This is a genomic window from Pseudooctadecabacter sp. (assembly GCF_965657175.1).
Taxonomy (GTDB): Bacteria; Pseudomonadota; Alphaproteobacteria; order Rhodobacterales; family Rhodobacteraceae; genus Octadecabacter.
Genome location: NZ_CBFHNH010000019.1, coordinates 44,458 through 56,668 on the forward strand (window position 1 = coordinate 44,458; position 12,211 = coordinate 56,668).

The following is a 12,211-nucleotide window of genomic DNA, read 5'->3' on the forward strand; positions in this document are numbered from 1 at the left end:
CTCTTCCCCTTAGCTGTTGAACGGCATGTTGAAATGCTTCAACAGCGCTTTTGCTTCTGCATCGTTGCCTGCGGTGGTGCAGATCACGATATCCAGGCCCCAAACTTCGTCGACTTTGTCGAAGTTGATTTCGGGGAAGACGATGTGTTCCTTCATGCCCATGGCGTAGTTGCCACGGCCATCGAACGACTTGCCGGACACGCCGCGGAAGTCACGGATGCGGGGCATGGCGATCGTGATCAGACGATCCAGGAATTCAAACATGCGGTCGCCACGAAGGGTCACTTTGGCACCCAGCGGCATATCTTCACGAACGCGGAAGCCAGCGATGGACTTCTTGGCTTTGGTGATGACGGCCTGCTGACCGGCGATGGCTGTCAGATCTTCCTGAGCCGATTTGGCTTTCTTGGAGTCTTTGACGGCTTCTGCGCCTGCACCGATGTTCAGGACGATTTTGTCCAGACCGGGGATTTGCATGTCGTTCTTGTAGCCGAATTCTTCCTTCATCTTTGCTTGGATTTCGGAAGCATACAGGGCCTTAAGACGAGGTGTGTAGTTTGCAGTATCAAGCATTAGATCACATCCCCTGTTGTCTTGGCGAAGCGGACTTTCTTGTCACCGTCCATCTTGAAACCGACGCGCGTGGCTTTGCCGTTTGCATCGACGATGGCCAGGTTGGACAGCTCGATCGGCATCGCCTTGGGTGTGCGACCACCCTGCGTTGTCTGGGATTGCTTTACGTGGCGGATGGCGATGTTGATGCCATCTACGACGGCCTTGCCGGATTTCGGGTCGACGGAGGTGATTTCACCTGTCTTGCCCTTGTCCTTGCCGGCCAGCACGATGACCTTGTCACCTTTGCGGAGTTTAGCAGCCATTTTACAGCACCTCCGGAGCGAGCGAGATGATCTTCATGAAGTTCTTCGCGCGCAGTTCGCGAACCACTGGCCCGAAGATACGGGTGCCAACAGGTTCGTTGTTGTTGTTGAGGATGACGGCTGCGTTGCGATCAAAGCGGATCGCGGTGCCGTCTTCGCGGCGGACTTCCTTGGCGGTGCGTACGACGACGGCCTTACGGACGTCACCTTTCTTTACGCGACCACGTGGGATGGCCTCTTTCACCGATACGACGATAATATCGCCGACCGATGCGTAACGACGGTGGGAACCGCCGAGCACCTTGATGCACTGAACACGGCGGGCGCCGCTGTTGTCAGCCACATCAAGATTGGTCTGCATCTGGATCATGGGTTTCTCCTGACCTTTGGGAACAGCGTAATCCGTCGCTGTCCCAGGGTTTCACGAAACGGGGGTTGGATCGCTTACGCAATCACCTCCCAGCGTTTGGTTTTCGACTTGGGGGCACATTCCTGAATGCGGACTTTGTCCCCGACGTTGAACTGGTTGGTTTCGTCGTGCGCCCGGTACTTTTTGGACTTACGAACGGTTTTCTGAAGCAGCGGGTGCTTAAAGCGGCGTTCAACAGACACGGTCACGGTCTGTGCGTTCTGGTTGGATGTCACGACGCCGGACAGGATACGCTTGGGCATATTAGGCCTCCGCAGCAGCGGCTGCTGCTTTTTCGTTCAGAATGGTTTTCACACGGGCTGCATCACGCTTGACGGCGCGCATACGGGCTGTGTTCTCAAGTTGGCCGGTGGCCTGCTGAAAACGCAGGTTGAAGGCTTCTTTTTTCAGGTTGGCGAGGTCATCGCGCAACTGGTCGGGTGTTTTTTCCCGAAGTTCATTGGCGTCCATCGGACGGCTCCTTTGTCAACATCACCGGCGAGCCTTTGCATGCGTTGCGCAATACGAAAGTGACCCGATTCTCCGGTGGAGTGGGTTAGATTGGGCGCGTATAGGGGGTTGGGAAGGGTGTGGCAAGGGCGTGATGCATCGGAACAGTACAGAAAGCCGCGAAACTTAGCCACCGATCATCAATGTTGAACTTTTATAGGTCAAATAGTCCGCGATCCTCTCAGCCTCTGTCCGTGTGCCGGAGACGTGGTAGCTTACAGGAACAAGTGCCGACGCCGTGCCAAGTTCATTTACTTTTACTGGGAATTCGAACTGTTTCTCATCTTGCATGAATAACGAAACTGATGCGTGAACAGGGATCGCGAAAAATCCTCTAGGTCTTAGAGTCTGAGTTGGCTCATACGACAAATCGCCCAACTTAGTCGCCAAACATTCATCGGCCCCACCCCATGCATCGAATATGCAAGTTAACCGGTCTTCCGTTTCGCCAATATACCATTCACCGGTTTCCAAGTAGTCTGCTGAAATTTCCAAGCTCGCGTACTCAAATTCCTCCAAGCTTAGCAAAACCCCACTCAAAGAATTTGGGGAGGTATTTGCCACGCTATAGAATGTAATAGTGAGTTCATCGAAAAAACAGTATTGCTCAGCGGAGCATCCATGTTCGCGAGGATCGAGACCGTTCAGCTGCTCCAACATGCTGTGTAGCCGGTCGATATCAATAATGCTTGGATCACCTAGCTTTCGCAGAATTTCGGTGATTTGGTCCGATTGCTCCAAAACCGACGCAATTTCCACCTCAACAACGGGATACTCCGCAAAATGCGCAATAGGCTTGGGAGCGAAAAATGTGGCTATTCGATCAACAATTTCGAGCGATCCGGCTCCTACGCCAACGATCCCGGCGACTAGCGCCACCCACGCTGGTACTTTCGTATCAATCATGTGATTAACTGCTCCAAACAGTGAAGGACTTACCTGAGCTTCAATGTCACACATCCGCTCCCTCTTCGCCACCCGCCTTTATCAAGCTAAGCTCGGCCTTATTGACGCTGATGAGCTTGAGAACTCCTGCTATTCCATCGCCGAGGATGACGAGGCTGGACAGGCGTGGTGTGAGGAGAACGAGTTTCCGGGCTATACGTCCTATGCGTCCCTCACCGATCTGCCGTGGCGGTTTCCGGTCTTTGCGGAGGTGAAAGAGGCGCTGGACAATCACGTGGCAGCCTTTGCGGAGGATTTGGCGTTTGATCTGGACGGGCGGGACCTGGTCCTCGAAGACATCTGGATCAACATCCTGCCGGAGGGCGGAATTCATACCAGCCACATCCATCCGCATTCCGTGATCTCTGGCACCACCTACGTGAAGATGCCCGAAGGCGCATCGGCGTTGAAACTCGAAGACCCGCGCGCGCAGATGATGATGGCCGCCCCGCCCCGCCGCAAGGACGCAGCCGAAGAGTTGCAGCAGTTCGTCTACGTCAAACCCGCCGTGGGCGATGTGCTGCTGTGGGAAAGCTGGCTGCGCCACGAAGTGCCGATGAACATGGCCGAGGATGAGCGGATTTCGGTGAGTTTCAATTACAAGTGGGCCTAAGGTCACTAAACTTTTCCCTAAATTCTGAACCGCCGGAAAGACAGTGGTAAGATGTCTGGCCGTAGACAGCCCCCATTCCAGAACGGGATGGGGCGATGCGGTATTTTCTTTGTTTGATATGTTGGGTCTGGGCCGTCGAGGCGCGGGCGGAATTGCAATCCTTGTTCCCCCGCAGCGACACGACGCAGGCATCGGTCATGCCCGGCAGCCTGTTTGCAGGCGGGCGGACGGGGCTGTTTGCCCCGGTGCCGGACCGGGCGCAGGTCGTGCAGGCGGTCTATGTGCCCCCCCTTGGGACGGGCAATGCGCCTGTGGATCAGCTGCTGACGCTGATTGCGCGGGCGGAGGCCGGTTCTGCCGGCTACAATGCCGTCCAGCACGGTGCGCGGGTGAGGCCCCCCGCCCTGCCCACGCAAATGACATTGGGTGAGATTTATCGCTGGATCGAAGACACCCCCGGCCAGCCCCATGCCATCGGACGATATCAGTTCATCCCTGATACCTTGCGGCGCGTCGCGCGGATACACGGTTTCGGCCCGGAAACGCCGTTTTCACCGGGCGTGCAGGACGCACTGGCACTGGTTCTGCTGGAAGACGCGGGCCTGACAGCGTTCAAGGCGGGGCAGATGGACCGGCTGGTGTTCATGCACAATCTGGCGAGAATCTGGGCCGGTCTGCCGCTGCCCAACGGGCGGTCCTATTATCAGGGCTATGCGGGGAATTCGGCCACGATGACCTGGGCCGCATTTGATGGTGGGATGCGGGGGATTTGGGGTGGGTGAGGTCGGGATTTCCGGACTGTCAATATATTGAACGTTGTTCAAATATGATGATCTTAATCAGGAGATCATCATGTTCAAACCATTCTTCGTAGCTGCAGCAGCAGCCTTCGCTCTATCTGCCTGTGACGTCAGCTACCCGGTCGCGGTCGTCGGTCCGTCAAACACGATCTATCGTGGCCATGCGACAGCCGCCTTTTTGCAGGGCGGCTTCTTTCAGGCCTCAAACGGAAACAACTTTTGCCAAGGCCGCTACTCCCCACAATCCACCGGCGAAACGTCGACCTTTCCGGTGACCTGCTCAAACGGGCTAAGCGGAATTGGCACGGCGACATTCGAAGACGGCACGTCTGGCGGCGGGATCATCACGATGGAGGATGGAAGCCGCTGGCAGTTCATTTTCGGGCGCGGCGCATTGCGGCTTTAACATTTTGGCCACGGGCACGAAAAACCCCCACCGATTTCTCGGCGGGGGTTCTTTTTCTTGACCGGGCGCGTTCTCATCGTTTCTGCAAAACGTTAGCCCCGCGCGCGGCGGCTTTTCCCGCGGCAAAGATCGCCGGGGTTACCAGTCTTCGCGGACCACGGTGCGGGTCTTGAGAGGAAGCTTCATCGCAGCAAGGCGCAGGGCCTCACGGGCGATGTCTTCGTTCACGCCGTCGATCTCAAACATGATACGGCCAGGTTTGACCTTACATGCCCAACGATCAACGGAACCCTTACCTTTACCCATACGAACTTCGATGGGCTTGGCAGTGATCGGGGTGTCCGGGAAGATGCGGATCCAGACCCGACCTTGACGTTTCATATGACGCGTCATGGCACGACGGGCAGCTTCGATCTGGCGTGCTGTCACACGCTCAGGCTGGGTCGCCTTGAGGCCGTAAGTGCCGAAGTTCAGATCGGAGCCACCTTTGGCTTCGCCCTTGATCCGGCCTTTGTGCATCTTGCGGAATTTAGTGCGCTTTGGCTGAAGCATTGTTCAAACCTCCTAGCGGTCACGGCCCGGACGAGCGCCGCGCGGTGCGGGGCCATCCTGAAGCTCTTGTTGACGGCGGTCACGTGCAGCTGGATCGTGTTCCATGATCTCACCTTTGAAGATCCATGTCTTGATCCCGATGATGCCATAAGGCGTCATCGCTTCCACGTGGGCGTAGTCGATGTCGGCACGCAGGGTGTGCAAAGGCACGCGGCCTTCACGGTACCATTCGGTCCGCGCAATCTCGGCGCCGCCAAGACGACCGGCGAGGTTCACACGAATGCCCAAGGCACCCATACGCATGGCGTTCTGAACCGCACGCTTCATGGCGCGACGGAAAGACACACGACGTTCCAACTGCTGCGCGATGGATTCACCAACCAATGCGGCGTCCAGCTCTGGCTTGCGGACTTCAACGATGTTGAGGTGCAGTTCAGAGTCTGTCATCGCGGCCAGTTTTTTGCGGAGCGTTTCGATGTCCGCGCCTTTCTTGCCGATGATGACGCCCGGACGGGCGGTGTGGATCGTCACGCGGCACTTTTTGTGCGGACGTTCGATGATGACACGGCTGACGCCGGCTTGCTTACACTCTTTCTTGATGAAGTCCTTGATCTTGAGGTCTTCGAGAAGGAGATCACCGTAGTCTTTGGTGTCGGCGTACCAACGGCTGTCCCAGGTGCGGTTCACCTGAAGACGCATGCCGATCGGGTTTACTTTGTTACCCATTATGCTTGCTCCTCAACTTGGCGCACTTTGATGGTCAGCTCTGCGAACGGCTTGATGATTTTGCCGAAACGGCCACGGGCGCGAGGGCGACCGCGTTTCATCGTCAAGTTTTTGCCCACATAGGCCTCAGCGACGACGAGTTCGTCAACGTCGAGGTTGTGGTTGTTCTCAGCGTTCGCGATGGCGGACTGAAGGCATTTCTTCACGTCCTGCGCGATCCGCTTTTTGGAGAACGTCAGGTCCGTCAGGGCCTTGTCCACGGATTTGCCGCGGATCATCTGGGCGACGAGGTTCAGTTTCTGCGGGGACGTACGCAACATGCGGGTTTTCGCCATTGCTTCATTGTCAGCCACGCGGCGGGGATTTTTATCCTTGCTCATGACTTATTTCCGCTTCGCTTTTTTATCAGCCGCGTGACCGTAATAGGTACGAGTTGGCGAATATTCGCCAAACTTCTGACCGATCATGTCTTCGGTGATAGAGACTGGGATGTGCTTCCGGCCGTTGTAGACGCCAAACGTCAGACCAACGAACTGGGGCAGGATTGTAGAACGGCGGGACCAGATTTTGATCACGTCGTTGCGGCCTGACTCCTTGGCAGCTTCGGCTTTCTTGAGCACGTAGCTGTCCACGAAGGGACCTTTCCATACGGAACGAGCCATGCTTAACGACCCTTCTTCTTGGCGTGCCGGGACCGGACGATAAGCCGGCTGGACGCTTTGTTCTTGTTACGTGTCTTGGCGCCCTTCGTGGGCTTACCCCAAGGTGTCACTGGGTGACGACCACCAGATGTCCGGCCTTCACCACCACCGTGCGGGTGGTCGATCGGGTTCATGACGACACCACGGACCGACGGGCGGATGCCCTTGTGGCGCATGCGGCCGGCTTTACCGTAGTTCTGGTTGGAGTTGTCTGGGTTGGACACGGCACCGACGGTGGCCATGCATTCCTGACGCACAAGACGCAGTTCGCCAGAGCTGAGGCGGATCTGGGCGTAGCCCCCGTCCCGGCCCACGAACTGGGCATATGTGCCAGCCGCACGGGCGATTTGGCCGCCTTTGCCTGGCTTCATCTCGATGTTGTGGATGATGGTACCGATGGGCATGCCCTGGAACGGCATTGCGTTGCCCGGCTTGATGTCTGCTTTCTCGGACGCGATCACCTTGTCACCGACGCCAAGGCGCTGGGGGGCAAGGATATAGGCCTGTTCGCCATCCGTGTATTGAACGAGCGCGATGAACGCGGTGCGGTTCGGGTCATATTCAATCCGCACGACGGTCGCTTCGACGTCCATCTTGTTGCGTTTGAAATCTACGATCCGGTAGAGACGCTTTGCGCCCCCGCCACGACGACGTGATGTGATACGTCCGGTGTTGTTCCGTCCGCCCGATTTGGTCAGACCCTCTGTGAGGGCCTTGACGGGGCGTCCTTTCCAAAGCTCCGAACGGTCGATCAGCACCAGCCCACGCTGGCCCGGCGTCGTCGGTTTATACGACTTGAGTGCCATGTTAGCTTCTTCCGTTTGCTTGGCGGGCCGTTTGCCGAGGCGCAGGCCCTATATGGTTGAGGCCCCCGTAGGTGCCCGGTTTAGCAAGTGGGTTGCCCCACAAACGCACAGCCCCGGACGAATCCGAGGCTGGTCGATGGACGGTGTTTAAGGGGATGGGGGGCGGGGGTCAATCGCGATTTAAATTTTTCTATCCATTTAAAATTTTCTATATGTTTAGCACGCACTAATATAACACTGAGCCAATAGAAGGGAATTGTTAACATGAAGCTCGAAAAAGGTTACGCCAACCAACTCGATCAGTACGTCGACCAGATCTTCAATACCGGAATGACAACCATACCAATTTGGTGGCTGTACGCTGCTTTTGATGCAGAGCGGCTCTCAAAATCTGTCTGGAAGGCGATAGCGGAACACTGTGCGGATCGCTTCGACGAGTCAGAAGAGAATATCCTAAAGCACTTGAAGGTCATTCGCCCCCGCATGTCCGACTCGGCGCTCTTCATCTACGCAGATGATCACTGCCCCATTGAACCAATTGGTTCCTTGAGTGGAAAGGCATGAGATGGATCAGACAGGACGACTTAAATTTCAATGCATGATGAGCCAATCAAGCTCAGACTGGCCGTATCTGAAGTTAGAGTTCGACGCACTTGGAACGCACGGGCTGACATACTTCCTACCGACCTCAACGGGCTACTTTTTCCACCGCCGCACAAAGGCGGAGAGCGCAGAAGTCTTTCCGTTCCTGCTTGAGGCAAAGGATCTAAAGAGCGCGGAGATCCGCTTCGGCAAACCTCTGGCTGATGACACAAAGCTTCCAAAAGCGATCTCATTCGACGGAGTTCCAGAACTTGGATCATATGTATTCATCGACTTCGCAGGTTTTGGCTCGGAATTGTACATCATCCACAAAATTGAACGGTTGAACTAAATGCTCACACTGATACGCGCCAAACTCGAAGACACCGCAAAAAATGAGCACGATATTTATCTCGACATATGGGTTAACGAGAACCAGATTGCCGTCGCCAGAATGCCCACATATGGATTTCGTGGCGATGGCTACGATGATGAAGGTGTACCCCGCCCCACAGTATCGCCATTCATTCTTCAGAGAGATGGCACGATGGACTTCGGTGATTTAGAGGACGACCCTTACGAACACGAAGATGATCGAGTCTCTTGGTGTAATGTCTTTGACGGGCAGCACAAGATCGCTCGCGGAGAGTATGTCAGTGTCTCCGAAGAAGGTGAAGACGCGACTTATCGTTTTGTCTCATGCGTGGAGATAGCGATCTCTAGGTAGATCGTGGTTCGTCTGTGATATCCGATCATTATGATTAAACGAAAAGGCCCCCGCATCGCTGCGAGGGCCTCTCAATTTTCAGCGGTAGCACTCAGCCCCTAAAGCCCAGTGCTCACGTCGATCGTGTTGCCTTCTTCCAGCGTCACGTAGGCTTTCTTCACGTCCTTGCGCGTGCCCAGCTGACCGCGGAAGCGCTTCTGCTTGCCTTTGGTGATCGTGGTGTTCACGGCCTTCACCTTCACGCCAAACAGGGCTTCAACAGCCTCTTTGATCATGGGCTTGTTGCTGTCGATGGCGACCTCAAACACGACCGCGTTCGCCTCGGAGGCCATGGTGGCCTTCTCGGTGATCACGGGCTTGCGGATCACGTCGTAGTGTTCTGCCTTGGCGTTCATGACAAACGAGCCTCCAGTGCTTCGACGCCTGCTTTCGTCAACACGAGTGTATCGGACTTCAGGATGTCGTAGACGTTGGCACCCATGGAGGGCAGCACGTCAATGGTTGCGATGTTGCGGGCTGCAACGGCGAAGTTTTCGTCTACGACAGAGTCGATGACCAAGGTGCGCTTCCATCCGTGTGCATTGACCTGTTTGGCCAGTGCGGATGTTTTCGCGTCCTTCATCTCAACGCTGTCAACGATGACCAGTTCACCAGCCGCTGCTTTGGCGCTGAGCGCGTGGCGCAGGCCGAGTTTGCGGAACTTTTTGGTCAGCTCGTGGCCGTGGCTGCGTGGGGTTGGACCCTTGTAGATACCACCACCGCGGAAGATCGGGGCAGAACGTGCGCCGTGGCGTGCGCCGCCGGTGCCTTTCTGGCGATAGATCTTCTTGGTGGAGTATTTGACTTCGGACCGTGTCTTCACCTTGTGGGTGCCAGCCTGCGCGTTGTTGCGCTGCCAACGGACCACACGGTGGAGGATGTCCACGCGGGGCTCAAGACCGAAGATTTCGTCGTTCAGATCGACGGAACCAGCGGCTTTGCCGTCCAGTTTGATTGCATCAGCTTTCATCGGATGCGTCTCCTTCAGCTGCGCCACCCTCTTCGGCCTTATCGGCGTCGATGGAGGCTTCGGCTTCTTTCAGCGCGGCTTCTTCAGCGGCAGCTTGTTCCTCAGCGAGGGCCTTTGCTGCGGCTTCTTCTTCGGCAGCAGCCTGGGCTGCGGCTTCGTCAGCCAGACGCTGTGCTTCACGGGCGGCAGAGGCCAGTGCGGCAGGGTAGATCACGTTTTCAGGGATCGGCTTTTTCACCGCGTCCTTGATTGTGACCCAGCCACCTTTGGAACCAGGCACGGCGCCTTTGACCATGATGAGGCCGCGGTCCGTGTCGGTCTTAACAACCTGCAGGTTCTGCGTCGTCACCTTGGCGGCACCCATGTGACCGGCCATTTTCTTGCCTTTGAACACCTTACCGGGATCCTGACACTGACCGGTGGAGCCGTGCGAACGGTGGGAGATAGACACACCGTGCGTCGCGCGCAGACCACCGAAGTTCCAGCGTTTCATCGCACCGGCAAAACCTTTACCGATGGATGTGCCGGACACGTCAACGAATTGACCTTCGAAGTAATGCGAAGCAATGATCTCTTCCCCGACGGGGATGAGGTTTTCTTCCGCGACACGGAATTCTGCAACCTTGCGCTTGGGTTCCACTTTCGCCTTGGCGAAGTGACCACGCATGGGGGCAGATGTCCGCTTGGCTTTGGCTGTCCCGGCACCGAGCTGAACAGCAGTGTAGCCGTCCGTGTCAGTTGTCCGCTGGGCCACAACCTGCAGATTGTCGAGTTGAAGAACGGTCACAGGGATCTGCTTGCCGTCTTCTTGGAAAAGCCGGGTCATGCCGACTTTTTTAGCGATTACACCGGAGCGCAACATATGGAGCCCTCCTTAAACGCTGATCTGGACGTCAACACCAGCGGCCAGGTCGAGCTTCATCAGCGCGTCCACGGTCTGGGGTGTTGGGTCAACGATGTCGAGAAGACGCTTGTGCGTACGGATCTCAAACTGATCGCGGGATTTCTTGTCGATGTGCGGTCCACGCAGAACGGTGAACTTTTCGATTTTGTTGGGGAGCGGGATCGGCCCCCGAACGGATGCACCGGTGCGCTTGGCTGTGTTGACGATTTCCTGAGTGCTGGCGTCCAGCACGCGGTAGTCAAACGCCTTTAGGCGGATGCGGATGTTTTGGCTCGCTGCCATGTCATCACCCTTTACCTTAGGGTCTTAACGGAGAGGAAGATGGCGGCTCATCCGGCACCCTCATCGCGTCTTATAGTCCAACAAAATGGGGGCACGCATTCGGCGCACCCCGTTGGATGTGCGGCGTATAGGCGGAGTCGCTGGATGTGGCAAGAGGTTTGTCAGTTTTAAGACTTCGTTCACGGTTGATCCCTACCTTAAGGGTCAGGGGCGTCGACAAAAGGATGAATTGGGTGAAAATCCAAACACTGATTGCTGATAAGCCACCGGGGGCAGTTTTGGGTGTCGGGCCGGACACGCCCCTATCGCAAACCGCGCAGACGCTTCTGGATCATAAGGTGGGCGCCCTTGTGGTGACGGATAACGAAAGCCGGTTGTGCGGCATCGTCTCCGAACGGGATCTTGTTCATGTGGTCGCTCAATTTGACCCCAAGATGGTCGGTCGTCCTGTGCGCGATATTATGACGCAAAGGGTGATCACCTGCTCTCCGGAGGATGAGATCGGGTATGTGCTGCGGCTGATGAACACACATGCAATTCGTCACATTCCGATCCTCGAAGACGGCCATTTGGTTCATATGATCAGCATTCGGGAACTGACACGCGCCTATGAGATGCTCCAGATCGAGGCGAACCTCGATCCGCTGACAGAATTGTCGAACAGACGTCCGTTTTTACGCACCATGAAGAACGAATTCGAACAGGCGAAACGATTTGGGCATCCGTTGAGCGTGGCAATGATCGACCTTGATCATTTCAAGAAGGTGAATGACACCTATGGGCACGATGCGGGCGATGCGGTGTTGCGCAAGGTTTCCGATCAACTGATCCTCGAATTCAGGTCTATTGATCTGATTGGTCGTTTGGGTGGCGAAGAATTCGCGGTAATGTTCCCCAAGACAGCAATCGACGGGGCCTATATCGCCTGTGACCGCTTTCGCAGTGTCGTTGAGAGGACCCCGATTTCAGTCGGTGATCACACAATCAATATCACGGCAAGCATCGGACTCGCATCCTTCGATACCGGTATCGAGGATGAAGCGGTCATTCTGAAAGCAGCAGATCAGCTTTTGTATGGCGCGAAAGCAGCCGGCCGGAATTGTGTTATGGTCCAACCTATGTAGCCACCAGACGTCAGCGGGTGTTGGAGATCAAGGAGTTTGCCCCCCAAACGCAACAGGCCCCCGCAAGTACTGCGGGGGCCTGAGCTGTCTTGTGCTATCGCTTAGGCGAAATCACTCGTTGATTTTGGACACCACGCCGGCGCCGACGGTGCGGCCGCCTTCGCGGATGGCGAAGCGGAGGCCTTGTTCCATCGCGATCGGTGCGATCAGTTCAACGTTGAACTTCAGGTTGTCGCC

The 12,211-nt window shown here is 56.2% G+C and carries 22 protein-coding genes and 1 pseudogene; 7 read left to right on the plus strand and 16 right to left on the minus strand.

What is annotated here, in order from left to right; all coding sequences use genetic code 11:
- Positions 1 to 9 precede the first annotated feature (9 nt).
- The 6 genes from rplE to ACTG36_RS13915 all read right to left on the minus strand — a co-directional run bounded on the left by rplE (position 10) and on the right by ACTG36_RS13915 (position 2,757).
- A complete protein-coding gene (gene rplE, locus ACTG36_RS13890; RefSeq protein ID WP_375280192.1) occupies positions 10 to 573 on the minus strand; it encodes a 50S ribosomal protein L5 in 564 nt (187 codons plus the stop codon).
- Positions 573 to 878, minus strand: coding sequence for a 50S ribosomal protein L24 (rplX, locus tag ACTG36_RS13895; RefSeq protein ID WP_375280191.1), 306 nt, complete (start codon positions 876 to 878; stop codon positions 573 to 575). Before rplX ends, rplE begins: the two co-directional genes overlap by 1 nt.
- Before the next feature lies 1 nt (position 879).
- Positions 880 to 1,248, minus strand: coding sequence for a 50S ribosomal protein L14 (gene rplN, locus ACTG36_RS13900; RefSeq protein WP_009574016.1), 369 nt, complete (start codon positions 1,246 to 1,248; stop codon positions 880 to 882).
- A gap of 74 nt (positions 1,249 to 1,322) precedes the next feature.
- A complete protein-coding gene (rpsQ, locus tag ACTG36_RS13905; protein ID WP_375280190.1) occupies positions 1,323 to 1,550 on the minus strand; it encodes a 30S ribosomal protein S17 in 228 nt (75 codons plus the stop codon).
- Position 1,551: 1 nt separating this feature from the next.
- Positions 1,552 to 1,758, minus strand: a complete 207-nt coding sequence (gene rpmC, locus ACTG36_RS13910; protein ID WP_375280189.1) for a 50S ribosomal protein L29 — start codon at positions 1,756 to 1,758, stop codon at positions 1,552 to 1,554.
- Positions 1,759 to 1,923: 165 nt separating this feature from the next.
- Positions 1,924 to 2,757 carry a hypothetical protein gene (locus ACTG36_RS13915; RefSeq protein ID WP_375280188.1) on the minus strand — a complete coding sequence of 278 codons (834 nt, stop codon included), beginning with the start codon at positions 2,755 to 2,757 and terminating at the stop codon, positions 1,924 to 1,926.
- Here ACTG36_RS13915 and ACTG36_RS13920 point away from each other — a divergent pair.
- From ACTG36_RS13920 to ACTG36_RS13930, 3 genes are all read left to right on the plus strand, one after another.
- Entirely contained in the window at positions 2,747 to 3,355 is a 609-nt protein-coding gene (locus ACTG36_RS13920; protein ID WP_375280187.1) for a 2OG-Fe(II) oxygenase family protein, read from the plus strand. The two genes, ACTG36_RS13915 and ACTG36_RS13920, sit on opposite strands and share 11 nt — an antisense overlap.
- A gap of 95 nt (positions 3,356 to 3,450) precedes the next feature.
- Positions 3,451 to 4,137 carry a hypothetical protein gene (locus tag ACTG36_RS13925; RefSeq protein WP_439142662.1) on the plus strand — a complete coding sequence of 229 codons (687 nt, stop codon included), beginning with the start codon at positions 3,451 to 3,453 and terminating at the stop codon, positions 4,135 to 4,137.
- A 70-nt stretch (positions 4,138 to 4,207) separates the two neighbouring features.
- A complete protein-coding gene (locus ACTG36_RS13930) occupies positions 4,208 to 4,561 on the plus strand; it encodes a hypothetical protein (RefSeq protein WP_375280185.1) in 354 nt (117 codons plus the stop codon).
- A gap of 138 nt (positions 4,562 to 4,699) precedes the next feature.
- Here ACTG36_RS13930 and rplP read toward each other — a convergent pair whose 3' ends face one another.
- From rplP to rplB, 5 genes are read right to left on the minus strand one after another with little or no spacing between them, the layout of a single operon-like run.
- Complete coding sequence (gene rplP, locus ACTG36_RS13935; RefSeq protein ID WP_085863664.1) at positions 4,700 to 5,113, minus strand: 50S ribosomal protein L16; 414 nt, start codon at positions 5,111 to 5,113, stop codon at positions 4,700 to 4,702.
- A gap of 12 nt (positions 5,114 to 5,125) precedes the next feature.
- The gene (rpsC, locus tag ACTG36_RS13940) at positions 5,126 to 5,839 is read right to left on the minus strand and encodes a 30S ribosomal protein S3 (protein ID WP_375282228.1); all 714 of its coding nucleotides are present in this window, start codon (positions 5,837 to 5,839) and stop codon (positions 5,126 to 5,128) included.
- Entirely contained in the window at positions 5,839 to 6,219 is a 381-nt protein-coding gene (rplV, locus tag ACTG36_RS13945; RefSeq protein WP_375282229.1) for a 50S ribosomal protein L22, read from the minus strand. The genes rpsC and rplV overlap by 1 nt, the downstream gene beginning before the upstream one ends.
- Before the next feature lie 3 nt (positions 6,220 to 6,222).
- Positions 6,223 to 6,501, minus strand: coding sequence for a 30S ribosomal protein S19 (gene rpsS, locus ACTG36_RS13950; protein WP_085863667.1), 279 nt, complete (start codon positions 6,499 to 6,501; stop codon positions 6,223 to 6,225).
- A gap of 2 nt (positions 6,502 to 6,503) precedes the next feature.
- Positions 6,504 to 7,346, minus strand: a complete 843-nt coding sequence (gene rplB / locus ACTG36_RS13955; protein WP_375282230.1) for a 50S ribosomal protein L2 — start codon at positions 7,344 to 7,346, stop codon at positions 6,504 to 6,506.
- A gap of 264 nt (positions 7,347 to 7,610) precedes the next feature.
- Here rplB and ACTG36_RS13960 point away from each other — a divergent pair, with 264 nt between their 5' ends.
- The 3 genes from ACTG36_RS13960 to ACTG36_RS13970 are packed head-to-tail and all read left to right on the plus strand — an operon-like array spanning position 7,611 to position 8,655.
- A complete protein-coding gene (locus ACTG36_RS13960; protein ID WP_375282231.1) occupies positions 7,611 to 7,910 on the plus strand; it encodes a hypothetical protein in 300 nt (99 codons plus the stop codon).
- Between the two features lies 1 nt (position 7,911).
- Positions 7,912 to 8,280 (plus strand): hypothetical protein, encoded by a 369-nt coding sequence (locus ACTG36_RS13965; protein WP_375282232.1) that lies wholly within the window; start codon positions 7,912 to 7,914, stop codon positions 8,278 to 8,280.
- Positions 8,281 to 8,655: a hypothetical protein gene (locus tag ACTG36_RS13970; protein WP_375282233.1), complete on the plus strand. Its 375-nt coding sequence runs from the start codon at positions 8,281 to 8,283 to the stop codon at positions 8,653 to 8,655.
- Positions 8,656 to 8,753: 98 nt separating this feature from the next.
- Here ACTG36_RS13970 and ACTG36_RS13975 read toward each other — a convergent pair whose 3' ends face one another.
- The 4 genes from ACTG36_RS13975 to rpsJ are packed head-to-tail and all read right to left on the minus strand — an operon-like array spanning position 8,754 to position 10,850.
- Positions 8,754 to 9,050, minus strand: a complete 297-nt coding sequence (locus ACTG36_RS13975; protein ID WP_375282234.1) for a 50S ribosomal protein L23 — start codon at positions 9,048 to 9,050, stop codon at positions 8,754 to 8,756.
- Positions 9,047 to 9,664, minus strand: coding sequence for a 50S ribosomal protein L4 (gene rplD, locus ACTG36_RS13980; RefSeq protein ID WP_375282235.1), 618 nt, complete (start codon positions 9,662 to 9,664; stop codon positions 9,047 to 9,049). The genes ACTG36_RS13975 and rplD overlap by 4 nt, the downstream gene beginning before the upstream one ends.
- Positions 9,654 to 10,526 (minus strand): 50S ribosomal protein L3, encoded by an 873-nt coding sequence (gene rplC, locus ACTG36_RS13985; protein WP_375282236.1) that lies wholly within the window; start codon positions 10,524 to 10,526, stop codon positions 9,654 to 9,656. Before rplC ends, rplD begins: the two co-directional genes overlap by 11 nt.
- Before the next feature lie 12 nt (positions 10,527 to 10,538).
- The gene (gene rpsJ / locus ACTG36_RS13990) at positions 10,539 to 10,850 is read right to left on the minus strand and encodes a 30S ribosomal protein S10 (RefSeq protein ID WP_375282237.1); all 312 of its coding nucleotides are present in this window, start codon (positions 10,848 to 10,850) and stop codon (positions 10,539 to 10,541) included.
- Positions 10,851 to 11,083: 233 nt separating this feature from the next.
- Here rpsJ and ACTG36_RS13995 point away from each other — a divergent pair, with 233 nt between their 5' ends.
- Positions 11,084 to 11,974 carry a diguanylate cyclase gene (locus ACTG36_RS13995; protein ID WP_439142667.1) on the plus strand — a complete coding sequence of 297 codons (891 nt, stop codon included), beginning with the start codon at positions 11,084 to 11,086 and terminating at the stop codon, positions 11,972 to 11,974.
- A 111-nt stretch (positions 11,975 to 12,085) separates the two neighbouring features.
- Here ACTG36_RS13995 and tuf read toward each other — a convergent pair.
- Positions 12,086 to 12,211, minus strand: a pseudogene (tuf, locus tag ACTG36_RS14000) (elongation factor Tu); the annotation flags it as partial.